This is a genomic window from Burkholderia sp. BCC1640 (assembly GCF_902833125.1).
Taxonomy (GTDB): domain Bacteria; phylum Pseudomonadota; class Gammaproteobacteria; order Burkholderiales; family Burkholderiaceae; genus Burkholderia; species Burkholderia diffusa.
Window position 1 is genome coordinate 154,153 of the sequence record NZ_CADFEF010000016.1, and the last position, 22,889, is coordinate 177,041.

18 protein-coding genes are annotated in these 22,889 nt (G+C 67.7%); 9 read left to right on the forward strand and 9 right to left on the reverse strand.

Annotation, left to right across the window (positions count from 1 at the left end):
* Positions 1-2: 2 nt before the first annotated feature.
* Together hpnJ and hpnI are read right to left on the reverse strand one after the other, a co-directional pair.
* Positions 3-1,445 carry a hopanoid biosynthesis associated radical SAM protein HpnJ gene (gene hpnJ, locus HWX25_RS18980; RefSeq protein ID WP_306426965.1) on the reverse strand — a complete coding sequence of 481 codons (1,443 nt, stop codon included), beginning with the start codon at positions 1,443-1,445 and terminating at the stop codon, positions 3-5.
* Positions 1,446-1,611: 166 nt separating this feature from the next.
* Positions 1,612-2,787 (reverse strand): bacteriohopanetetrol glucosamine biosynthesis glycosyltransferase HpnI, encoded by a 1,176-nt coding sequence (hpnI, locus tag HWX25_RS18985; RefSeq protein WP_175909676.1) that lies wholly within the window; start codon positions 2,785-2,787, stop codon positions 1,612-1,614.
* A gap of 643 nt (positions 2,788-3,430) precedes the next feature.
* Between hpnI and HWX25_RS18990 the strand changes: the two genes are divergently transcribed.
* Positions 3,431-4,429 (forward strand): LLM class flavin-dependent oxidoreductase, encoded by a 999-nt coding sequence (locus HWX25_RS18990; RefSeq protein ID WP_175909679.1) that lies wholly within the window; start codon positions 3,431-3,433, stop codon positions 4,427-4,429.
* Positions 4,430-4,454: 25 nt separating this feature from the next.
* Here the strand turns inward: HWX25_RS18990 and HWX25_RS18995 are convergent, their stop codons facing one another.
* Entirely contained in the window at positions 4,455-5,516 is a 1,062-nt protein-coding gene (locus HWX25_RS18995; RefSeq protein ID WP_175909681.1) for an alpha/beta hydrolase, read from the reverse strand.
* Between the two features lie 174 nt (positions 5,517-5,690).
* On the opposite strand from HWX25_RS18995, the gene pdxY reads away from it, so the two are divergent.
* From pdxY to HWX25_RS19010, 3 genes are all read left to right on the forward strand, one after another.
* Positions 5,691-6,551 (forward strand): pyridoxal kinase PdxY, encoded by an 861-nt coding sequence (pdxY, locus tag HWX25_RS19000; RefSeq protein WP_059523664.1) that lies wholly within the window; start codon positions 5,691-5,693, stop codon positions 6,549-6,551.
* Between the two features lie 372 nt (positions 6,552-6,923).
* On the forward strand, positions 6,924-9,068 hold the full coding sequence (locus tag HWX25_RS19005; RefSeq protein WP_175909683.1) for a phospholipase C, phosphocholine-specific: 2,145 nt from the start codon (positions 6,924-6,926) through the stop codon (positions 9,066-9,068).
* 373 nt (positions 9,069-9,441) lie between these two features.
* Positions 9,442-10,590, forward strand: coding sequence for a branched-chain amino acid ABC transporter substrate-binding protein (locus tag HWX25_RS19010; RefSeq protein WP_175909685.1), 1,149 nt, complete (start codon positions 9,442-9,444; stop codon positions 10,588-10,590).
* Positions 10,591-10,798: 208 nt separating this feature from the next.
* Here the strand turns inward: HWX25_RS19010 and HWX25_RS19015 are convergent, their stop codons facing one another.
* Complete coding sequence (locus HWX25_RS19015) at positions 10,799-11,560, reverse strand: FadR/GntR family transcriptional regulator (protein WP_059815973.1); 762 nt, start codon at positions 11,558-11,560, stop codon at positions 10,799-10,801.
* A 425-nt stretch (positions 11,561-11,985) separates the two neighbouring features.
* Between HWX25_RS19015 and gudD the strand changes: the two genes are divergently transcribed.
* A complete protein-coding gene (gene gudD / locus HWX25_RS19020) occupies positions 11,986-13,338 on the forward strand; it encodes a glucarate dehydratase (RefSeq protein WP_175909687.1) in 1,353 nt (450 codons plus the stop codon).
* A 69-nt stretch (positions 13,339-13,407) separates the two neighbouring features.
* On the opposite strand, the gene HWX25_RS19025 is transcribed toward gudD, so the two are convergent.
* From HWX25_RS19025 to HWX25_RS19035, 3 genes are all read right to left on the reverse strand, one after another.
* Entirely contained in the window at positions 13,408-13,872 is a 465-nt protein-coding gene (locus HWX25_RS19025; protein ID WP_175909689.1) for a DUF2214 family protein, read from the reverse strand.
* A 37-nt stretch (positions 13,873-13,909) separates the two neighbouring features.
* Complete coding sequence (locus HWX25_RS19030) at positions 13,910-14,710, reverse strand: hypothetical protein (protein ID WP_175909691.1); 801 nt, start codon at positions 14,708-14,710, stop codon at positions 13,910-13,912.
* Between the two features lie 236 nt (positions 14,711-14,946).
* Positions 14,947-16,011: a glycosyltransferase family 4 protein gene (locus HWX25_RS19035; protein WP_175909692.1), complete on the reverse strand. Its 1,065-nt coding sequence runs from the start codon at positions 16,009-16,011 to the stop codon at positions 14,947-14,949.
* Positions 16,012-16,572: 561 nt separating this feature from the next.
* Between HWX25_RS19035 and HWX25_RS19040 the strand changes: the two genes are divergently transcribed.
* Positions 16,573-18,402 (forward strand): ABC transporter ATP-binding protein, encoded by a 1,830-nt coding sequence (locus HWX25_RS19040; protein WP_059815988.1) that lies wholly within the window; start codon positions 16,573-16,575, stop codon positions 18,400-18,402.
* A 94-nt stretch (positions 18,403-18,496) separates the two neighbouring features.
* Here the strand turns inward: HWX25_RS19040 and otsA are convergent, their stop codons facing one another.
* Together otsA and otsB are read right to left on the reverse strand one after the other, a co-directional pair.
* The gene (gene otsA, locus HWX25_RS19045; RefSeq protein ID WP_175909694.1) at positions 18,497-19,873 is read right to left on the reverse strand and encodes an alpha,alpha-trehalose-phosphate synthase (UDP-forming); all 1,377 of its coding nucleotides are present in this window, start codon (positions 19,871-19,873) and stop codon (positions 18,497-18,499) included.
* A complete protein-coding gene (otsB, locus tag HWX25_RS19050) occupies positions 19,870-20,622 on the reverse strand; it encodes a trehalose-phosphatase (RefSeq protein WP_059523682.1) in 753 nt (250 codons plus the stop codon). The genes otsA and otsB overlap by 4 nt, the downstream gene beginning before the upstream one ends.
* Positions 20,623-20,905: 283 nt before the next feature.
* Between otsB and HWX25_RS19055 the strand changes: the two genes are divergently transcribed.
* Genes HWX25_RS19055 through HWX25_RS19065 form a run of 3 tightly spaced genes read left to right on the forward strand, consistent with a single transcriptional unit; the run spans position 20,906 to position 22,882 of the window.
* Entirely contained in the window at positions 20,906-21,550 is a 645-nt protein-coding gene (locus HWX25_RS19055; RefSeq protein ID WP_175909696.1) for an SCO family protein, read from the forward strand.
* Positions 21,551-21,558: 8 nt separating this feature from the next.
* Positions 21,559-21,999 (forward strand): copper chaperone PCu(A)C, encoded by a 441-nt coding sequence (locus tag HWX25_RS19060; RefSeq protein ID WP_175909698.1) that lies wholly within the window; start codon positions 21,559-21,561, stop codon positions 21,997-21,999.
* 10 nt (positions 22,000-22,009) lie between these two features.
* Positions 22,010-22,882, forward strand: coding sequence for a cytochrome c oxidase assembly protein (locus tag HWX25_RS19065; protein WP_175909700.1), 873 nt, complete (start codon positions 22,010-22,012; stop codon positions 22,880-22,882).
* Positions 22,883-22,889: the final 7 nt, after the last annotated feature.

Below are 22,889 nucleotides of genomic sequence, written 5' to 3' on the forward strand. Positions count from 1 at the left end.
AATCAGGCCTCGTGCGCGCGCAGGAAGCGGAAGAACTCGACGCCTTCGCGCAGACGGCGCTTCATCATGTCCCAGCTCGTCAGCATCTCGCGGACGATCTCCCAGATCTTCGACGGACGGAAGTAGAACTGGCGATAGAACTGCTCGAGGTGGTGATAGATCTCGTCGCGCGACAGGTGCGCATAGCCGATCGCCGCCAGCTGCACGCCTTCCTTGCTCACCAGGTTGATGGTCTTGTTCTCTTCCATCCAGCCGTTTTCCACGGCCTGCTTGTAGAGCGTCGTGCCCGGATACGGCGCGGCGAGCGACACCTGGATCGTATGCGGATTGATTTCCTTCGCGTACTCGATCGTCTTCTTGATGGTTTCCTGCGTCTCGCCCGGCAGGCCGAGAATGAAGGTGCCATGGATCTTGATGCCGAGCTTCTTGCAGTCCGCGCTGAAGCGGCGCGCGAAATCGGTGCGCACGCCCTTCTTGATGTTCACGAGGATCTGGTCGTCGCCGGATTCGAAGCCGACCAGCAGCAGGCGCAGGCCGTTTTCCTTCATGACCTTCAGCGTCTTGTACGGCACGTTCGCCTTCGCGTTGCACGACCACGTCATGCCGAGCTTGCCCAGACCGATGGCGATGGCTTCGGCGCGCGGCAGGTCGTCGGTGAAGGTGTCGTCATCGAACATCAGTTCCTTCACTTCCGGCATGTTGTCGCGGATCCACTTCGCTTCGGCGAGCACGTTCTCGACCGAGCGCGTGCGGTAGCGATGGCCGCTGACCGTCTGCGGCCACAGGCAGAACGTGCAGCGCGACTTGCAGCCGCGGCCCGTATAGATCGAGACGTACGGGTAATTCAGATAGCCGATGAAGTAGTTGTCGATCTTCAGGTCGCGCTTGTAGACGGGCGCGACGAACGGCAGTTCGTCCATGTTCTCGAGGATCGGACGCGCTTCGTTGTGCTCGATCGAGCCGTCCTTCGCGCGCCAGCTCAAGCCCTTGATCTCGGGGAACGGCTTGCCTTCGGCGATTTCCTTGCAGGTGTAGTCGAATTCCTCGCGGCACACGAAGTCGATCGCCTCGCTCGCCGTGAGCGAGTTGTGCGGATCGACCATCACCTTCGCGCCCACCATGCCGACCAGCATCGACGGCTTCATCTTCTTGAGATCCTGCGCGAACATCGCGTCGGTCGGGAACGACGGCGTGCTCGTGTGGATGATCACGAGGTCGTAGTCATTGGCGATCTTCAGCGTCTCTTCGACCGACAGGCCGTCGGCCGGCGCGTCGACGACGCGGCTGCCCGGCACGAGCGCGGCCGGCTGCGCGAGCCACGTCGGGTACCAGAAGGAACGGATTTCGCGCTTCGCCTGGTAGCGCGAGCCGGCTCCGCCGTCGAAGCCGTCATACGAAGGGGCCTGCAAGAACAGCGTTTTCATGAATGCTCCGGTAGCCTGCATAGTTCGATTCGTTTCAACGATTCAGTCAATCAACCGCGGGCCGCCCTGCCGGCGCCCGCCTCTCTGTCATGTCGCGTCGCGCGGCGTTGCCGCGCGGCGCGTCTCGGCCTTCGGGCCGGATTCGATCGGGGCCGGGCGCATGGCCGGCTCCCTCGGGGAACACACCTCAGCGGCCGTCCCCGCCTTCCACTGCCGCCGTCGCGCGTTCGCCGCCGACGACCGTCATCCTCGCGCCACGCCACACGACGTGCGTGCCGAACGCGGCCGCGAGCCATTCGAGCGCGAGCAGCGTGTCGCGCACCGCGACGAGCGGCAGATCGCGCCAGAACGCGCGCCAGCCGTCCTCGCCGCGCGCGTGCAGCACGAGCCGCCCGAACGCGCCCACGACGGCCGCGCCACCCGCCAGCGTGCCGGCGACGGTGCCGTCGAGACGCAGTGCCAGTGCAGCGCCGATCGCGAGCCACGGTACGGTAAACGTGATGAACAGGAACGCGAAGCCGGCCGGATTCAGCGAACGGATCGTGCGCAGCCAGCGCGTCTCGCGGTGCCAGAGCGGCCCGAACGACGGCTCGATCACGTCGGTCGCGACCTCGACCTCGGACAGCACGGTGCGCCGCCCGAGGCGGCGCGGCAGCTCGGCGAGCCAGAAATCGTCGGCCAGTTCGTCCTTCAGCGCGATGAAGCCGCCGATCCGGTCGAGCGTGTCCCGCGTCAGCGCGAGCGTCGCGCCGAAGCCGAAGCGGCTCGAGCGGCCGAGGTGCGTGATCCGTACCGACGGCGCGAACCAGGCATCGACGAACTGCGCGCCGATCCGCGTCCAGAACCCGCCGACGCTGCGCGCATGATACAGGCACGTGACGACCCCGACCGACGCGTCGGCGAGCGGCGCCGTCACGCGCTCCAGATAATCCGGCTGCACCGCGATGTCGCTGTCCGCGATCACGATGCGTCCGTACTTCGCGCGCTCCGCCAGATTGATCAGGTTGCTGACCTTCAGGTTCTTGCCGTGCACGCGCGCGTCGACCACGAGCGTGATGTCGCATTCCGGATAATCGGCGCGCAGCCGCTCGACCACGGCGATGGCCGGATCGGCCGCCGACGCGACCCCGAACAGCACTTCATGGCGCGGGTGGCGCTGCTCGCAGAACGTCGCGAGGTTCTCGTACAGGTGCGGCTCCGCGCCGCACAGCGGCTTGAGCACGCTGACGGGCTCGAAGCCGTCGCGCGCGGCAGTGCGCGGCGTGCGCGGACGCGGCGCGAACGCGGCGACGAGCGCATAGCCGGCCGCGGCCAGCGTAAACACCGTCAGGAGCCAGTCCAGCAACGTGACGGCCGGCGTCATGCGCGACGCTCTCCGGCAACGCGCGCGCCCTGCCGATCGATCGAACCGGGTTGAACGTGATTGGATATTCCGACAGCAACGAACGCGGGCACGACCCGACTCCTTGTTCCAGCAGCGTCTGTGTAATGGGGAGGCACGGCCCGGTCCCCGAAGGCGGCCATGCCCGGCTTCGCGTGGCATATCCTCGCGCGATGCCCGGGACGGGATGCGGGAAGATTCGAATGGCTGCCATCGGCACAACATGGGCAGGCGCCGGATTTTATCAGCCCGCGCCGCCCCGCGCTCGGACGCCTCGCGAAACGGACTGGTGCAATTTCGGCAAAGCTGTGCGGCCGACGAACCATTCTGATACCACCTCGTTCACGTTAGCGTAAGCGCTTTGCAGGCATATTGCAGTCTTGAAAATCAAACGTTTCGTGGAAATTTGTGCGTCGATGCGAAGACATGCCCAATCGCCGTAAAGATTGGTAATTATTCTGAGATTGGGTTGATTTCTGCAACAATCCCCAGACCGTACCTTGCACCCCTGAAAGGCTCATGGGTATCCGCGCGTCGCCAGCGCGTTCCGGAACCCTTTGGCAAAATCGTCGGCATCTGTTGCGCATGCGCATCACCGCGCCCCTCCCCCTTCGAAGGCCACCCCATGATTCCGTTTTCCGTACTCGATCTCGCCCCCATTCCCGCCGGCGCCGACGCCGCCCAGGCGTTCCGCAACACCGTCGATCTCGCGCAGCACGCGGAGCGTCTCGGTTACCGGCGCTACTGGCTCGCCGAACATCACAACATGCCGGGCATCGCGAGCGCGGCGACCGCCGTCGTGATCGGTCACGTGGCGGGCGCGACGAAGACGATCCGCGTCGGCTCGGGCGGGATCATGCTGCCGAACCACGCGCCGCTCGTGATCGCCGAGCAGTTCGGCACGCTCGCGTCGCTGTATCCGGGGCGCATCGACCTCGGGCTCGGCCGCGCGCCTGGCACCGACCAGACCACGTCGCGCGCGCTGCGCCGCGACCTGATCGGCAGCGCCGACGCGTTTCCGGACGACGTCGCCGAGCTGCAGCGCTACTTCGCGGAACCGGTGCCCGGCCAGCGCGTGCGCGCGGTGCCCGGCGCGGGGCTGGACGTGCCCGTGTGGCTGCTGGGTTCGAGCCTCTTCAGCGCGCAGCTCGCCGCGATGCTCGGGCTGCCGTTCGCATTCGCGTCGCACTTCGCGCCGGACTATCTGATGCGCGCGCTCGAGCTTTATCGCGCGCAGTACCGGCCGTCGGCCGCGTGGCCGAAACCGCATGCGATGGTCGGGGTCAACGTGTTCGCGGCCGATACCGACGACGAGGCGCGGCGCCTCTTCACATCGCTGCAGCAGCAGTTCATCAACCTGCGCCGCGGCACGCCGGGCAAGCTGCCGCCGCCCGTCGACACGCTCGAGGCGAGCGAGTTCGAACTCGCGAACGTCGCACACGCGCTGTCGTTCGCGGCCGTCGGCTCGCGCGACACAGTGCGCGACAAGCTGCGCGACCGGATCGCGCAAACGGGCGCGGACGAGGTCATCATCACCGCGCAGATCTACGATCACGCCGCGCGGGTGCGCTCGTTCGAACTGGCGACACAGATCCGCGACGAACTCGCGAACGAAACCCGCTGACCGGGCGGGTGCGCCCGTGCAGGCGTCACTGCGGGTGCACCGCCTCCATGCCTTCGAGCAGCGCCTTGTGGAACGCGTCCGGGTCCTGGATCTGCGGCGCGTGCCCGAGCGCCGGGAATTCGACGAGCTGCGCGCCGGGAATCGCCGCCTGCGTGCGTTTTGCGAGCTCCGGGTAACGACCGAGCTTCGCGTGCACGTCGGGCGGCGCCACGTCCTTGCCGATCGCGGTCGTGTCCTTGTCGCCGATCAGCAGCAGCGTCGGCACGCGGATCGCGCCGAGTTCGTAGACCACCGGCTGCGTGAGGATCATGTCGTAGATCAGCGCGGAGTTCCACGCGACCGCGTCGCGGCCCGGGCCGCGATACATGCCGGCGAGCATCTGCACCCAGCGCTCGTAGGACGGCGCCCACTTGCCCGCGTAGTAGGTCGCCTGCTCGTAGCGGCGAATGCCGTCCGCCGTCGTCTTCTGCTCGCGCGCATACCAGTAGTCGACCGACAGCGACGGCACGCCGAGCGCCTTCCAGTCCTCGAGGCCGATCGGGTTCACCAGCACGAGCTGCTCGGTCGCCTTCGGGTACATCAGCGCGTAGCGCATCGCGAGCATCCCGCCCGTCGAATGGCCGACGATCGTCGCCGACTTCACGCCGATCGACTCGAGCAGCGCATGCGTGTTGCGCGCGAGCTGCTGGAAGCTGAACTGGTAGCGCTCGGGCTTCGACGATTTGCAGAAGCCGATCTGGTCCGGCGCGATCACGCGATAGCCGGCGCGGCTCAGCACGCCGATCGTGTCCTCCCACGTCGCCGCGCAGAAGTTCTTCCCGTGCAGCAGCACGACGGTGCGGCCGTTCGGGTGCGCCGGCTGCACGTCCATGTACATCATCTCGAGGGTTTCGCGCTGGGACACGAACGCGTAGCGGTGCACCGGCTCCGGATAGGCGAAGCCTTCCAGGCGGGGGCCGTACACGGGCCCGTCGTTACCGGCCGGCGCCGGGACGGCGGCCGCGGCTGGCGTCGCGCATGCGGCAGCGACACCCGCGCCGAGCACGGCGGCGCGCGCGAGGGACAACATCTTGCAAATCGAAGGCATGGCGATCACGGTAATGGGAAATGCTGGCGGGCAGCCAGGCGGCTGCGCGCCCCGCGATTCTACGCGGTCGGGCTGACGACGGCGCGCAACACTCGATGACCGCGCGACTTCCGCGCACGCGACGATCTCGGGTATCGTGTGACGTGACCCTGAAACGCCTGCAGGCGAACGCTCATGAAAAACGTCCTCAGCATTCAGTCGCACGTCATCTACGGACACGCCGGCAACAGCGCGGCCGTGTTCCCGATGCAGCGCCTCGGCGTCAACGTCTGGCCGCTCAACACCGTCCAGCTGTCGAATCACATGCAGTACGGCCACTGGGCCGGCAGCGCGATCGACGCCGCGAAGATGGAGCAGCTCGTCGACGGCGTTGCCGCGATCGGCGCGCTCAAGCGCTGCGACGCGGTGCTGTCCGGCTTCGTCGGCTCGCCGGCGCAGGCGCGCGCGACGGTCGAGATCGTGCGCACGGTTAAGGCGATGAACCCGAACGCGTGGTACTTCTGCGATCCGGCGCTGGGCCAGACGGGCGGCATCCGGCCCGAACCCGGCGTCGAGGAATTCATCGTCCAGGAGATGCCGGCGCTCGCGGACGGCATGTCGCCGAACCACACCGAGCTGCAGAAGCTCGCCGGGCGACGCATCGAGACCGTCGCCGAAGCCGTCGACGCCTGCCGCGCGCTGATCCGCCGCGGCCCGAAGATCATCCTCGTCAAGCACCTGCACGACCGCAACAGCCCGGCCGACCGCTTCAACATGCTCGCCGTCACCGAGACCGAAGCGTGGATCGGCCAGCGCCCGCTGTATGCGTTTCCGCGCCATCCGGTCGGCGTCGGCGACCTCACCAGCGCCATCTTCGTCGCTCGCCGGCTGCGCGGCGACTCGGTGCGCGCCGCGTTCGAGCACACGCTCGCGGCCGTGCACGCGGTCGTGAAGGCGACCTACGACGCGCGCCGCTACGAGCTCGAACTCGTCGCCGCGCAGGATGAAATCGCGCGCCCGAGCGAATGGTTCGGCGCGTGGGTGACGGACGCCTGACGCCGCCGCATCCGCGTCGCCGGCGCGCGCCATCTGCTTTTCTGTTGTCCTGTTGCCCTGCTGTTCTGCTGTTCTGCTGTTCTGCTGTTCTGCTGTTCTGCTGTTCTGCTGTTCTGCTGTTCTGCTGTTCTGCTGTTCTGCTATCCGCTTTCCCGCTGTCCGCATCCCCGCTTCCCTTGCATCACGACCGTCGGCCGTTGTCCGTTCAATGCCGCGCGTGCAAACGTTTCCGGACTTCACATGAATGACACCGAATACTCGCTATGCTCCCGGCGGCACGACTGGCGCAGCCGCATCCTGCGCCGCGGACGCGCCCGTTATTTCCCGCATGTCCCGCCAACCGGCTCCCCCCTTTAACGCACGATAACGACCATGACCCGATCGAACCGTCGTGATTTCCTGCGCGTCGCCGCCGGCACTGCCGGCGCCGCCGCGCTGAACCTGTTCCCGCCCGTGATCCGCGATGCGCTCGCCATTCCCGCGAACCGCCGTACCGGCACGATCCGAGACATCGAACACATCGTGATCCTGATGCAGGAGAATCGCTCGTTCGACCATTACTTCGGCACGATGCGCGGTGTCCGCGGCTTCGGCGACCCGCGCCCGCTGCGCCTCGCGAACGGCAAGTCGGTGTTCCACCAGCCGGTCGGTCCGGCCGAGCTGCTGCCGTTCCACCCGGGCGCCGACAAGCTCGGCCTGCAGTTCCTGCAGGACCTGCCGCACGGCTGGCAGGACATGCACGCCGCGTGGAACAAGGGCCGCTACGACCAGTGGGTGCCGAACAAGGGCACCACGACGATGGCGTACCTGAAGCGCGACGACATCCCGTTCCACTATCAGCTCGCCGATGCGTTCACGATCTGCGACGCGTACCACTGCGCGATCCCGAGCTCGACCGACCCGAACCGCTATTACATGTGGACCGGCTACGTCGGCAACGACGGCACGGGCGGCGGCCCGGTGCTCGGCAACGAGGAAAAGGGCTACGGCTGGACGACTTATCCGGAAGTGCTCGAACAGGCCGGCGTGTCGTGGAAGATCTACCAGGACGTCGGCACGGGGCTCGACGCGAACGGCTCGTGGGGCTGGACGCAGAACCCGTACATCGGCAACTACGGCGACAACGCGCTGCTCTACTTCAACCAGTACCGCAGCGCGCTGCCCGGCACGCCGCTGTACGACAAGGCGCGCACCGGCACCAACATCAGCGCCGGCGGCACGCTGTTCGACGTGCTGCAGCAGGACGTGAAGAACGGCACGCTGCCGCAGGTGTCGTGGATCTGCGCGCCGGAAGCCTACTCGGAGCACCCGAACTGGCCGGCCAACTACGGCGCGTGGTACATCGAGCAGGTGCTGAAGGCGCTCGTGTCGAATCCGGACGTGTGGAGCAAGACCGCGCTCTTCATCACGTATGACGAAAACGACGGCTTCTTCGACCATGTGCAGCCGCCGTTCGCGCCGCAGTCGCGCGACAACGGGCTGTCGACGGTCGCGACGACCAACGAGGTGTTCGCCGGCGACGCGTCGCACATGGCCGGCCCGTACGGGCTCGGGCCGCGCGTGCCGATGCTGGTGGTGTCGCCGTGGACCAAGGGTGGCTGGGTCTGTTCGCAGACCTTCGATCACACGTCGCTGCTGCAATTCATCGAAGCACGCTTCGGCGCGCAGTACGCGGTCACCGCGGCGAACGTGTCGCCGTGGCGCCGCACGGTGTGCGGCAACCTGACGTCCGCGTTCGACTTCGCGACGCCTGACGCAAGCTGGCCGCAGCTCCCGGACACGAGCGGCTACGCGCCGCCCGACCGCAACCGTCACCCCGACTACATCCCGGTGCCGCCGGTCGTCCAGCATCTGCCGAAGCAGGAGGCCGGACTGCGTCCGGCGCGCGCGCTGCCGTACGAGCTGTTCGTGCACGGCCGGATCGACAACGCGAGCGGCCAGTTCCGGCTGACCTTCGCGAACACCGGTACCGCGGGCGCGGCGTTCCAGGTCCAGGCGCGCAATCGCGTCGACGGCCCGTGGACCTACACGGTCGACGCCGGCAAGCGGCTTTCCGACACGTGGAGCCCGGCGCCGTCGCTCGGCCTGTACGACCTCGACGTGTACGGCCCGAACGGCTTCTATTGCCATTTCCGCAGCCCCGCCGCGTTGGCGGTCGGCCCCGCGAGCGTCAACCCCGAGGTCATCTACGGCTACGACGTCGCGAACGGCAACATCACGCTGCGCCTGATGAACCGCGGCCACAAAACCGTGCGACTCAAGGTGACGAACGCATACGGCCACGGCCATGCGCGTGAGTTCGACCTCAAGCCGGGCACGCACGTCGACGACTACTGGGACCTGCGCGGCAGCAACGGCTGGTACGACCTGACCGTCAGCGACGGCAAGCCGCTCGGCTTCCAGCGCCGCTTCGCGGGTCACGTCGAGACCGGCCGCCCGAGCACCAGCGACCCGGCCATCCGCACGACCGCGGCGCACGACGACGCCGAAGCCGCATCGGACGCGCTGTCCGACTGACGGCTCTCATGACGCGGCGCGGCCCCGGCGGGCCGCGCCGCGTTCGAACTCCGCTCCGCCGCCCGCCTCCCCGCCCGTCGTGCTCGCGACGGGAAACTCCCGATACCGGCCGTCCGCGCTCGCGTGGAAGCTATGCGCAAATCCGCACCGAATGCGCGGCAAATTGCCAAGACCCGCACATATCGGCGACCTATATATCGAGGCGATCGGGGCTCCTCGCAGAGCCTGACGGGAGATTCTTCCGGGAAGCATCAGCATGCCGACCTCCCCGCCCGATTCCGAGAAGCGGTCGAACCGCCCGCCCGTCGCACGCGCCCGGCCCGCCGGCTGCGTGCGGTATCCACCCGCTGGTGTAAGAACAAGAGGAACGAACATGAAATTGCGTCATTCCCTGTTGTCGGTATCGGTCGTATCCGCGGTAGCTATCCTCTCGCAACAGGCCGCTCAGGCGGCCGACTCGACCGACGTGAAGGTCGGCTTCGCCGCGCCGCTCACCGGCGTGAACGCCGGTTACGGCAAGGATCTCCAGAACGGCGTGCAGCTCGCGCTCGACGATGCGGCCGCGCAGAAGATCCAGATTGCCGGCAAGCCCGCGCACTTCAATCTCGTCGTGCAGGACGATCAGGCCGACCCGCGCATCGGCGTGCAGGCGGCCCAGGCGCTCGTCGACCAGAACGTGTCGGTGGTGGTCGGCCACTTCAACTCGGGCACGACGATTCCGGCGTCGGTGGTCTACGACAAGGCCGGCATCCCGGTGATCGACCCGGCCGCGACCAATCCGACGCTCACGTCGCGCGGGCTCGCGAACATGTTCATGGTGATCGCGACCGACGGCCAGAACGCCGGCAACGCGGGCAAGTACGCCGTGGACGTGACCAAGGCGAAGCGCATCGCGATCATCGACGACCGCACCGCGTTCGGCCAGGGCGAGGCCGACGAGTTCGAGAAGGCCGTGAAGGCGGCCGGCGGCAACATCATCGGCCGCGAGTTCACCAGCAACCAGGCGGTCGACTTCCGCGCGCAGATCACGAGCCTGAAGGGCAAGAATCCCGACCTGATCTTCTTCGGCGGTCTCGACTCGCTCGCCGCGAACTTCATCAAGCAGATGCGCCAGCTCGGGCTGAACGCGCAGTTCGTCGGCGGCGGCGGCGTGAAGGACAACGAGTTCATCAAGATCGCCGGCCCGGCCGCCGAAGGCGCGATGGCGTGGGAATACGGTCGGCCGCTCGACGAGCTGCCGCAAGGCAAGGATTTCGAGCAGCGGTTCAAGAAGCGCTTCGGTGTCGACGTGCTGTCGTATGCGCAGTTCGGCTACGACGCGGCGTGGGCGGCGATCAAGGCGATGCAGGCGGTCAACTCGACCGATCCGAAGGTCTATCGCCCGGCGTTGAAGAAAGTCGACTTCGAAGGTGTCACCGGCCGCATCTCGTTCGCGAGCGACGGCTCGCTGAAGAGCGGGATGTCGACGCTGTATCAGGTGAAGAGCGGTGCGTGGAAGACCATCGTGACGAAGGGAGGCTGATCGAGCGGGATGGGCGGCCTGGACAGCCAGGTAGCCGGGGCGCGGGCGGTGGCGGGAACGCCGCCCCGCCTTCACACGCGCGATGCGGATACCGACGGATGGGTAGCCGGCAATAAAACGATCGGCGCAATCGCGCCGATCTTATACGATGACTGATGTTAATGTGGTGATATTCGCCGTCGCCCGCGGCAATGCGCGGGCCGTCTCGTCAGCTGGCCTGCGTATCGCGTTCCGCCTCGGCCGCCTCGTGCGCACGGCGCAGCCGCTCGCGGCTGTTGGTCAGGTGCGTGCGCATCGCGGCACGCGCGGCTTCCGGGTCGTGACGCGCGATTGCCTCGTAAATGTCTTCATGCTCGTGATTGAGCCGGCCGACATAGCGCTCGAGGTCGTCACCGGCGAAGCGCGCCGAATTCACGCGCGTGCGCGGAATGATCGACGCGCCGAGCTGCGTCATGATGTCGACGAAGTAGCGGTTGCCGGTGGACTGCGCGATCTGCAGGTGGAACTGGAAATCGAGCTGGGCCGTGTCGCGGCCGCCGCCCGCCCCCGACGCGATCGCGTCGAGCGCACGCCGCAGCGCGGCGAGGTCGGTATCGTTCGCGCGCTGCGCCGCGAGGCTCGCGCATTCGCTTTCGAGACTGATGCGCAGCTCGAGCACGGCAAGCACGTCGCGCAGCGTCGTGATCGTCGCGGGATCGATGCCGAGCGTCTGGCGGCGCGTCGGTTCGAGCACGAAGCTGCCGATGCCGTGGCGCGTCTCGACGAGGCCGCTCGCCTGCATCCGCGAGATCGCTTCGCGCACGACCGTGCGGCTGACGCCCTGCGCCGCCATGACTTCAGTTTCGGTCGGCAGCTTGTCGCCGGGACGCAGCGTGCCGTTTTCGATCTGCGCGGTCAGCGCGTCGACGACATCTTGTGCGAGGCTGCGTGCGCGACGGCGCGGCGCTGCGGGAAGCGTGGGCACGGACATGAGGCCGGTTCCTTTTTGAATGATCGTAATGTGAGCCGAGGGTTTACGCGGGGTTTGAGCGAACGCCGATGATTCATTATACTGCGTCACAAGTCATCCGACGACTGATGATCGAGCCACGGATCTCCTGTCGACCGAGGCCGGCGTACAAGCACCTGCCAGGTCCCGTGGTTCGCGATCGGCCGACATTCGCGCTTCTGCGCGGCTGCCGGCGCCCGGTTTCACGGTCGACCGAAGCGCGCATCCGCGTTTGTTCCGGTCTGCCGCGACACCGGCATCGAGCGGGTCGCCCCCACCCTTTCGGGTTGCTGTCGACATGCGGGGCTTGCGCGCCGCGCACGTCGGTTGTCGAATGATCGCACCTCCCGCCGCGCGCGGCAAAGCTTTTGCCGCACGGCATTGCCCACTCTTTCGCCATCGCCGCCATGAACGCCGTCACTGCCTCGCCTTCCCACGACACGCCGCGCATCGTCGACCTGCAAGCCATTCCGGTCGCCGGCCACGACAGCATGCTGCTCAACCTGAGCGGTGCGCACGGCCCGTTCTTCACCCGCAATCTCGTAATCCTGAAGGACAGCGCGGGCCGCACCGGCGTCGGCGAGGTGCCGGGCGGTGAAAGCATCCGCCGCACGCTCGAGGATGCGCGCGCGCTCGTCGTCGGTCAGCCGGTCGGCAACTACCATGCGGTGCTCAACGACGTGCGGCGCACCTTTGCCGACCGCGACGCGAGCGGCCGCGGCCTGCAGACTTTCGACCTGCGCACCACGATCCACGCGGTCACCGCGCTCGAGGCCGCGCTGCTCGACCTGCTCGGCCAGCACCTCGGCGTGCCCGTGGCCGCCCTGCTCGGCGAGGGACAGCAGCGCGAGCGCGTCGAGATGCTCGGCTACCTGTTCTACGTCGGCGACCGCACGCAAACCGCGCTGCCCTACCGCGATGGCCGCGGCGCGACCGACGACTGGACGCGCGTACGCGACGAGGCCGCGCTGACGCCCGAGGCGGTTGTGCGCCTCGCCGAAGCCGCGCATGCGCGCTACGGGTTCAACGACTTCAAGCTGAAGGGCGGCGTGTTCGAAGGCGCACGCGAGGTCGAAGCCGTGACGGCGCTCGCCGAGCGCTTCCCCGAAGCGCGCGTGACGCTCGATCCGAACGGCGCGTGGTCGCTCGACGAGGCCGTGCGGCTGTGCCGCGACCTGCATCACGTGCTCGCGTATGCGGAAGATCCGTGCGGTGCGGAAAACGGCTACTCCGGCCGCGAGGTAATGGCCGAATTCCGCCGCTCGACCGGGCTGCCGACGGCGACCAACATGATCGCGACCGACTGGCGGCAGATGGGCCATGCGGTGCAGTTGCAGGCGGTCGACATCCCGCTCGCCGACCCGCACTTCTGGACGATGCAGGGCTCGGTGCGCGTCGCGCAGATGTGCCGCGACTGGGGCCTCACGTGGGGCTCGCATTCGAACAACCACTTCGACGTATCGCTCGCGATGTTCACGCACGTCGCGGCAGCCGCGCCCGGTCAGGTCACCGCGATCGACACGCACTGGATCTGGCAGGACGGGGAACGGCTGACGCGCGAGCCGCTGAAGATCGAGAACGGGCTCGTGGAAGTGCCGAAGCGTCCGGGTCTCGGCATCGACGTCGACATGGATGCGGTCGCGGTCGCGCACGAGCTGTACAAGCAGCACGGGCTCGGCGCGCGCGACGATGCAGCCGCGATGCAGTATCTGATTCCGGGTTGGACGTTCAACAACAAGCGCCCCTGCCTCGTGCGCTGAGCACGGGACGAGCCGGGCGGCGGGTCCGCCCGGTCGAAAGACTAGCCGGCCGCACCTGCCCGGCCAGGCCTAGCCGGCCGCCCCGATCCCCCGCGCCATTCCCGACGCGGCGAGCACGATGACCATGACGAGCACGGCCTGCCAGTGGCCGATCCGCACGTAGGTGCGTGCGCGACCCAGATCGGGCATCTGCTGCTGCCGCGCGGCGATGCGCCAGCGGATCAGCCCGAGCATCGGCACGATCTCGAGCAGCAGGATCAGCACGAGCGCGGTCATCTTGAGGTGAAAGAGCGGCTCGTGAAGGTAATACGCGGCGCCCTTCTCGAAGCCGCCGAACGCGCGCGTGAGTCCCGTCGCGATCAGCACCAGCGCGGACAATCCCCAGGCCGCGTCGGCCTTGAACACGCCGGGCAGGTCGGCGGCCTGCGCCGACGCGATGAGCCGGCGCAGCGCGCGGTTGCGCCCCGCGATCGCGGCGAACGCGACGCCGAACGCCATCAGGTGAACGGCTGCCAGCAACCAGCGAACGATCATTGCGCCTCCTTGTCGCCCGCGCGCCGCGCAGGCCTTGTCAGACGATCTGCTTGAGCGCGGCGTCGAGCGCGAGCACCGCGACGCGGTCGCCCTCGGTCGCGAGCGGCGCGCGCATCACGATCTGCCGGTTATGACCGACGGCCGCCGGCGAATCCCACAGCAGCTCCACCTTCGGCCGCCGAAACAGGCTGCCGCGACGCGGCGGCACGGCGGCCGCCTGCGCACCCTGCTCGGCTTCGGCGGCCGCGCTCCGGCCGGGCCAGCGGACCGACAGTTCGCGCGCGTCGTACTGGCCGACCTTGCGGCTCTCCATCCAGACGATCGCGGTACGCGTGAGCGTGTCGAGCGAGATCGCGTAGCGGCCGACCGCGAAGCGGCGCGCGGCCACGTTGGTGCGCCACAGCGGCCGCGGGCGGCACATCCACACGATCGCCGCATACAGCGCCGGCGCGGCGATGAGCCAGCCGTTGGTCGCCGTCACCGCGTGCAGCGCACGGCGCCAGCCGGCCGCCCACGCGAACGCGCCGATCGACCACACGGCAAACAGGAAACCGATCAGCGCGAAGACCCGCAGCGCCTGTCGCAGCCACTGCGGCAGCGGATGGAACGGCCGCTCGGCGCGCGCGACGGCGCCCGGCAGCGCGAGCAGCAGGAAGATCAGCACGAGATAGACGAACGCCCATGGCGACGACACCATCGCCGACAGCGACGCGCGATAGCCCATCTGGGACATCGAGAACAGCCAGCGCGCGAGCAGCACGAGACCGATCGCGCGCAACGCGAAGATCACGCCGGCGCCGGGGGCCGGCGCTGCGCGCGTGGTTTTCGATCTCGCCAAGACTGCTCTCCTCTCGATGTTCGTGCGGGGCCGGATTTCGCGGCACGGCCATTATAGGGACATTACCGTCTGGACAGACGGCCGGATGGCGTGCCGGACCGCTTCCGGGGCCGTTCGCGGCGCCGGGCGCGGCGAGAATACAACAGATCGGCGCCGCAGATGTGACAACGCCCCGCCGGTGACCCGGACGGGGCGTCGATGACGGCCTCAGCCGCAGTGCGGCCGGCGCTCCGGCATCAGCTTGCGTTGACTTCGCGCAGCACCGTGCGGTGCTTCTGGCGCAGCAGTTCCTCGTAGCCCTTCACATAGTTCTGCGCCATCACCTTCGAGGAGAAACGTGCTTCGAACGCGGCGCGCACCTTCTCGCGCGGCAGCGTATCGAGGCGCTTGAGCGCCGCGACGGCCGACAGCTCGTCTTCGACGACGAAGCCCGACACGCCGTTTTCGATCACTTCCGGCACCGAACCGCGCTTGAACGCGATCACCGGGGTGCCGCAGGCCATCGCCTCGATCATCACCAGGCCGAACGGCTCCGGCCAGTCGATCGGGAACAGCAGCGCGTGCGCGTTGCCCAGGAATTCGGTCTTTTCCGACTCGCTGATTTCGCCGATGTATTCGACGTGCGGCAGCGCGAACAGCGGCTTGATCTTCTCTTCGTAGTACGCGCGGTCGGCCTTGTCGAGCTTCGCGGCGATCTTGATCGGCAGGCCGGCCTGCTCGGCGATGCGAATCGCGGTGTCGACGCGCTTCTCCGGCGAGATGCGGCCGAGGAACGCGAGGTAGCTCGGCTTCACGTTCGGGATCGGCGTCAGCAGGTTTTCCGGCAGGCCGTGGTACACGGTCGACAGCCAGTTCGCCTGCGGCAGCGGGATGCGCTGGTTGTCGGAGATCGACACGACCGGCACGTCGCTGAACGCGTTGAAGATCGGCTGCAGTTCCGGCAGGTCGAGACGGCCGTGCATCGTCGTCAGATGCGGGACCGGCTGGCGCGAGAACAGCGAGAACGGGTAGTAGTCGATGTGGCAGTGCAGGACGTCGAACTCTTCCGCACGGCGGCGCACCTGCTCGAGGAGCAGCATGTGCGGAGCCATCACGTCGCGGATCGTCGGGTCGAGGCGCAGCGCCTGCGGCCAGCACGCTTCGAGCTTCGCCGACGTTTGCGAATCGCCGCTCGCGAAGAGCGTGACGTCATGCCCCATCTCGACGAGAGCTTCGGTGAGGTAGGACACCACTCGCTCGGTACCACCGTACAGTTTCGGGGGCACCGCTTCGTGCAACGGAGCGATTTGGGCGATTCGCATGCGTAACTCCTAAAAAATCGGCTAAAAACCAGGTATGGGTCGGCAACCTGCCGGCGGTCCGGGCTGGATGCATGTCGTCCGAAAGTCGGACGAATCAGCCTGCCGGGGGCGTCGAACCCGCGCTGCTCAAGGAGCGTCGGCGACGCGACAGGCATAGAACGTTTGAAACGAAGACCCGTTGACAGGGGTTCGTAAAAACCTGGAATCGAACCCGGAGCCGATTATCTAGGGTTAATCCCGATACGGCGCACAACATTTCAAACACTTTACTTTGTTACAAAGGTGCAACACTTTGCAACCCGCGGACTTGGGCGTCCGTTCTAGAGTGGAAGGCCCTTTTGGCGTTCCGAGTCATCCCTCGCCGCCGGCATCGCGATTCCGGCGCATGCGGCAGGACAGGATGCCGGATTTTATCTCAAAATTGATCGCGCGCCCCTGACCAAGGCAAGATTCGCGCGGCGCAAAGCACGGCCTTGTTTACAATGCCGGATTATTCAGTCCGGGCGACCGTGGGCTGCGATCCACCGATCAGCTCAATCACCGAATCACCGCACGCATATTTTGGAATCTCTCACCCCTGCCCAGCGCAACGCCCACAACGCGAAGCTGTCGAGCTACGCGCATCGGCCGATCGCGTTCCTGTTCCGCTACATCCGCCTGCATCCCGTCGCGCACCTGGTCGTGCTCTGCAGCGTGCTGGCCGCCGTCGGCTGCGCGCTCGGCTCGCAATACGCGATCAAACACCTGATCGACGTGCTCGCGACCGGGCGTCATCATCCGGGCCCGTTGTGGAGCGCGTTCGCGCTGCTCGTCGGGCTGATCGCGGCCGACAACCTGCTGTGGCGCGTCGGCGGCTGGGTCGCCGCGCACACGTTCGTCGCGGTCACCGGCGACCTGCGGCGCGACCTGTTCCAGTACCTGATCGGCCACTCGCCGACGTACTACTCGGAAAAGCAGCCGGGCACGCTCGCGAGCCGCATCACCGCCACGTCGAACGCCGTCTATACGTCCGAGAACACGATGGCGTGGAACGTGCTGCCGCCGTGCATCGCGGTGATGGGCGCGATCCTGATGATCATCGTCGTGAACCCGCTGATGGCCGCCGGCCTGCTCGGCTGTTCGGCCGTGCTCTCGATCGTGCTGTTCAAGCTCGCCGGGCGCGGTTCCGCGCGCCATCACGCGTTCGCGTCGAAGGCCGCCGCGGTCGACGGCGAGCTCGTCGACGTGATCGGCAACATGGGCCTCGTGCGCGCATTCGGCATGACGCTGCGCGAACAGAAGCGCTTCGGCGCGACGGTGAAGGCCGAGATGGACGCGCGCCAGCAAAGCCTGCTCTATCTCGAGAAGCTGCGCCTGCTGCACGCGGTGATCACCGCGATGCTGTCCGCCGGCCTGCTCGGCTGGGCGCTGTGGCTGTGGGACCAGGGCCGCGCGACCTCCGGCGACATCGTGCTCGTCAGCTCGCTCGGCTTCACGATCCTGCACGGCACGCGCGATCTGGCGGTCGCGCTCGTCGACGTCACGCAGCACGTGGCACGCCTGTCCGAAGCCGTAAAGACGCTGCTCGAGCCGCACGGGATGCCGGACCGCTCCGACGCGCAACCGCTGTCGGCCAAGGGCGGGCGCGTCGATTTCGAACGCGTGACGTTCGCGTATCCGCACCGCCGCGCGATCCTCGACCACTTCGATCTCCATATCGAACCGGGCCAGCGCGTCGGCCTGATCGGCAAGTCGGGCGCCGGCAAGTCGACCGTGCTCGCGCTGCTGCAGCGCTTCTACGACACACAGGACGGCGCCGTGAAGGTCGACGGGCAGGACGTGAAGGCGATCACGCAGGACAGCCTGCGGCACGCGATCGCGCTCGTGCCGCAGGACATCTCGCTGCTGCACCGGACCATCTACGACAACATCGCATACGGCCGGCCTGAAGCGACCCGCGACGAAGTGCTCGCCGCCGCGCGCGACGCCCGCTGTTCGGAGTTCATCGAGGCGATGCCGGAAGGCTATGACACGATCGTCGGCGACCGCGGCGTGAAGCTGTCGGGCGGCCAGCGCCAGCGCATCGCGATCGCCCGCGCGATCCTGAAGAACGCGCCGATCCTGCTGCTCGACGAAGCGACGTCCGCGCTCGACAGCGCATCCGAGGAAGCGATCCAGAGCGCGCTCGACCGCCTGATGGTCGGCCGCACCGTGATCGCGATCGCGCACCGGCTGTCGACGCTGCGCAACTTCGACCGGATCATCGTGATGAGCAACGGCAAGGTGATCGACGACGGCAGCCCCGACGTGCTGCGCAACCGTCCGGGCCTGTACCGCGACCTGCTCGCGAAGCAGCACGGCCGCCATCACGCGCCCGACGGCACCGCACCGACCGGCGAACGCGTGGCCTGACGCCGCGCCACGCAGCCGACAAAAAAAGCCGCCGTGCTTCGCGCACGGCGGCTTTTTTCATGGCACCGCAAACCTTCGCCGCGCGGTGCGCGGATCACACGCGCTGCAGGTCGCGCAGGAAGTTGTCGCGCCACACCGACACGTTGTTCTCGCGCAGCTGCGCGATCATGTCCGCATAGCGCACGCGCCGCTCGGCGAGCGGCATCGTCAGCGCCTGCGACAGCGCGTCGGCCATCCCGTCGATGTCGATCGGATTGACGATCAGCGCCCCCGTCAGCTCGCGCGCGGCGCCCGCGAAACGCGACAGCACGAGCACGCCCGGATCCTCCGGATTCTGCGCGGACACGTACTCCTTCGCGACGAGATTCATGCCGTCGCGCAGCGGCGTCACGAAGCCCACGCGCGCGAGGCGATACAGCGCGGCCAGCACCTGCCGGTCGTACTGGCGGTGAATGTAGAGGATCGGCGCCCAGTCGAGCTCCGCGTAGCGGCCGTTGATGCGCCCCGACTCCGCTTCGAGCTGCAGGCGGATGTCCTGGTACGCGCGCAGGTCGGCGCGCGTCGACGGTGCGATCTGCAGGAACGACACGCGGTTGCGGATCGACGCCTGGTGCTCCAGCAGCTTCTCGAACGCGCGGAACCGCTCGACGAGCCCCTTCGAATAATCGAGGCGGTCGACGCTCATGATCAGTTGGCGCCCGCGCAGCGACGTGGCCATGCGCGCGGCCTTGCCGTTCTCGCCGGCCTGCGCGAGCGACGCGATTTCGTCCGGATACACGCCGATCGGATAGGCGGCCGCACGCAGCGTGTTGCCGAACGCGCTGACGCGCACCGTATGCCCTTCGCGCGCCACTTCGCCGCCCGCCTCGAACTCGATGTAGTCGCAGAATGCGCGCAGGTCCGGATCGGTCTGGAAGCCGAGCAGGTCGAACGCGCACAGCGACTCGACGAGCTCACGATGCGGCGGCACGTTGACGAGCACCTGCGCGGCCGGAAACGGAATGTGCAGGAAAAAGCCGATGCGGTTCTTCACGCCGGCCGCACGCAGCGCACGCGCGAACGGGATCAGGTGATAGTCGTGCACCCAGATCACGTCGTCGTCCTGCAGCAGCGGCACGAGCTGCTGCGCGAGCCAGACGTTCACGCGGCTGTAGCCTTCGAACTCGTGGCGGTCGTACTGGATCAGATCGGCGCGGTAATGAAACGCGGGCCACAGCGTCGCGTTCGAGAAGCCTCGGTAGTACTGGTCGTAATCGCGGCGCGACAGCCCGACGGTCGCGAACGTCACGGGGCCGCGCTCCTCGATGCGGATCTGCGGCGCGCCGGACGCGACCACCTCGCCGCTCCAGCCGAACCACATGCCGCCCGTCTCCTTCAGCGCGTCGTACACGCCGATCGCGAGGCCGCCCGCCGCCGGTTCGCCTTCCGAAATCGGGGCGACGCGGTTCGAAACAATGATGAGCCGACTCATGCGCCCTGCTGCTCCGCGCCAAGCCAGCGGGCGATCTGCTCGTGCAGCGCGTCGACCGAGTCGAGCCGCGTACGGGCCGACGTCTCGCCCGCGCCGACCTTGATCGACACACCGCCGCGCGCGTTAACCACCGCGAAGCCCTTCTCGTCGGTCAGGTCGTCGCCCGCGAACAGCGGCATGCGGCCCGCGAACGGCGGCTCGTCGAGAAACGCGGCCAGCGCGCGCCCCTTGTCGACGCCCTTCGGTTTGATCTCGAATACCATCTTGCCGGGCTGCAGCACGTACGCATCCGCATATTCGGCGACGAGGCGCTCGGCCGCTGCGCGCGCGGCCGGCTCGCGCTCAGGCGCGTTGCGGTAGTGCAGCGCGACGGCCGCGCCCTTGATTTCGAGCAGCATGCCCGGATGACGATCGACGACGGCCGCGAGTTCGCGCTCGATGCGCAGCAGCCGCTCGTCGTTGAAGCCGATGCGCTGCGTGTCGCCGTTCGCATCGCGACGTTCAGCGCCGTGCAGGCCCGCGATCGGCAGGTCCGGCATGTTCAGGAACGTGTCGAGATTGTCGATGCCGCGACCCGACACGACGGCGACCGCACCGTGCGTGCGACGCCGCAGTTCATCGAGCAGCGTCAGCAGCGACGGCGGCACGTGAATGCTGTCGGGCGTCGGCGCCAGCTCGACGAGCGTGCCGTCGAAGTCGAAAAAGAACGCGGTATCGGTCAGGGACAAGGAAGCCGGAACGGATTGCATCGATTCGATGGTCTGAGGAGCGGCCTGCAAACGCGGGGCCGCCGCTGCGAGAATGGAATTGTGCGCATCTTACCGCGCCTGCGTGGCGAGATGGGCGAAACCGGTGGGGCACGAGCCTCGCGCGGCCCTCCGCGTCAACTGCGACATATTGCCCCGCTGGCCCGTGCCGTACGGGTTTCGAAAGGACGCAGGCGCGGGAATTGCGCTACAGTCGGCAACCGCCGGCCGCGCGACGCATGGCGCCGCGCCGGCCGACGACCGTTCCGTCCGATCGAGCCCCAGGATGTCGTCTGCCCGTCCCGCGCCGCACCGGCGCCTCTTCAGTCTGACCCGCTTCGTCCGCACGGCCGCGGCGCTGAGCACCGCCGTCGCGCTCGCCGCATGCACGCACGACGAGCCGAACTGGCACCTGACCAACGTCACGGGCCACCTGCCCGACCTGTCGTTCACGCTCACCGGCGGCGATGGCCACGCGACCGACGCGAACGCGTTTCGCGGCCGCGTCGCGCTCGTCTACTTCGGCTATACGCACTGCCCGGACGTCTGCCCCGAAACGATGGCACGGCTGATGGAAGTGCTCGCGAAGCTCGGCCCCCAAGCAAACGACGTGCGCATCCTGTTCGTCTCGGTCGATCCGGCACGCGACACGCCGCAGGCGATGCAGTCGTACGTCGCCGCGTTCGACGCCGCGCATGCGCGCGGCCTGACCGGCACCGACAGCCAGATCGAATCGCTCGCGAAGCGCTATCGCGTCGCATACCAGATGGAAAAACGCGATCCGTCCGGCGGCTACGAGGTCACGCACAGCTCGGCCGTCTACATCTTCGACGCGAACGGTCGAGCGCGCCTGCTCGCGACCGACCGCGACTCGCCCGACGCCATCGCCGCGGATGTGCGCCGGATCATCGACACCGCCTCCACCACCTGAACTCCGACATGAAGACGACCCTCAAGACGTTCGCCCTCCTCGCCGCGCTGTGCACCGGCGCGCACGCGTATGCCGCCGGCGCGATCTCCGCCCACAACGCATGGGTGCGCTGGCTGCCGAACAAACTGCCCGCGGGCGGCTACGTGACGCTCGTCAACACGAGCGACAAGCCGGTCGATCTCGTCGACGTCGACAGCCCCGACTACGGGATGGCGATGCTGCACCAGACGGTGTCGAACGGCTCGACGCAGAAGATGGAAATGGTCGACAAGCTGACGATCCCCGCGCGCGGCAAGGTCGACATCGCGCCGGGCGGCTATCACTTCATGCTCGAGGAGCCCAGGCACGCGATCAAGCCCGGCGACACCGTGCGCCTGCGCCTGAAGTTCTCCGACGGCGAGACGGTCGACACGCCGTTCGCCGTGAAGTCGCCGGCCCAGGCGAAGTGATGCGCGCGCGATGAACGTCCTGTACTGGCTCGATCCGTGGGAACCGTCGCCGACCGTGGTCATCGCGGTGCTGACGGCCGCCGTGCTGTTCGCGCGCGGCGTGAAGAAGACGAAGGTGTCGCCGCTGCGGCAGTTCTCGTTCTGGCTCGGGCTGACGGCGCTCTACATCGCGCTGCATACGCGGCTCGACTACTTCTTCGAGCACGAATTCTTCCTGCACCGCGCGCAGCATCTCGTGCTGCATCACCTCGGGCCGTTCTTCATCGCGCTGGCCTACCCGGGCGCGGCGATCCGCGCGGGCATCCCGTTTCGCTGGCGGCAGCGCTTCGTGCGCCCCGCGCTCGCCTGGGCGCCCGTGCGCGCGACGCTCGACGTGGTGTTCCATCCGATCGTCGCGGTCGTGCTGTTCGTCGGGCTGATCTATTTCTGGCTGCTGTCGCCGATCCACTTCATCGCGATGCTCGACTGGCGCCTGTATCGCGTGATGAACTGGAGCATGGTGATCGACGGGTTGCTGTTCTGGTGGCTCGTCGTCGATCCGCGTCCCGCGCCGCCCGCGCGGCTGTCGCCGGGCCGCCGGATCCTGATCGTCGTCGCGGCAATCCCGCCGCAGATCGCGCTCGGCGCGCTGATCTTCTTCACGCCGCATGAGCTGTATCCGATCTACTCGATCTGCGGACGCGCATTCACGTGGCTCAGCCCGCTGCGCGACCAGCAGATCGGCGGCCTGCTGCTGTGGATCCCGGGTTCGATGATGAGCGTGATCGGCGCGCTGATCGCGCTGCGGCACTGGCTGCGGCTGTCGGCGCGCGGCCGCTTGATCGACGAGCGGGCGGCCGCCCGGCGCACGCAAAACCCGCCGGTGACGCGCGCCGCCCACTGACGGCGCG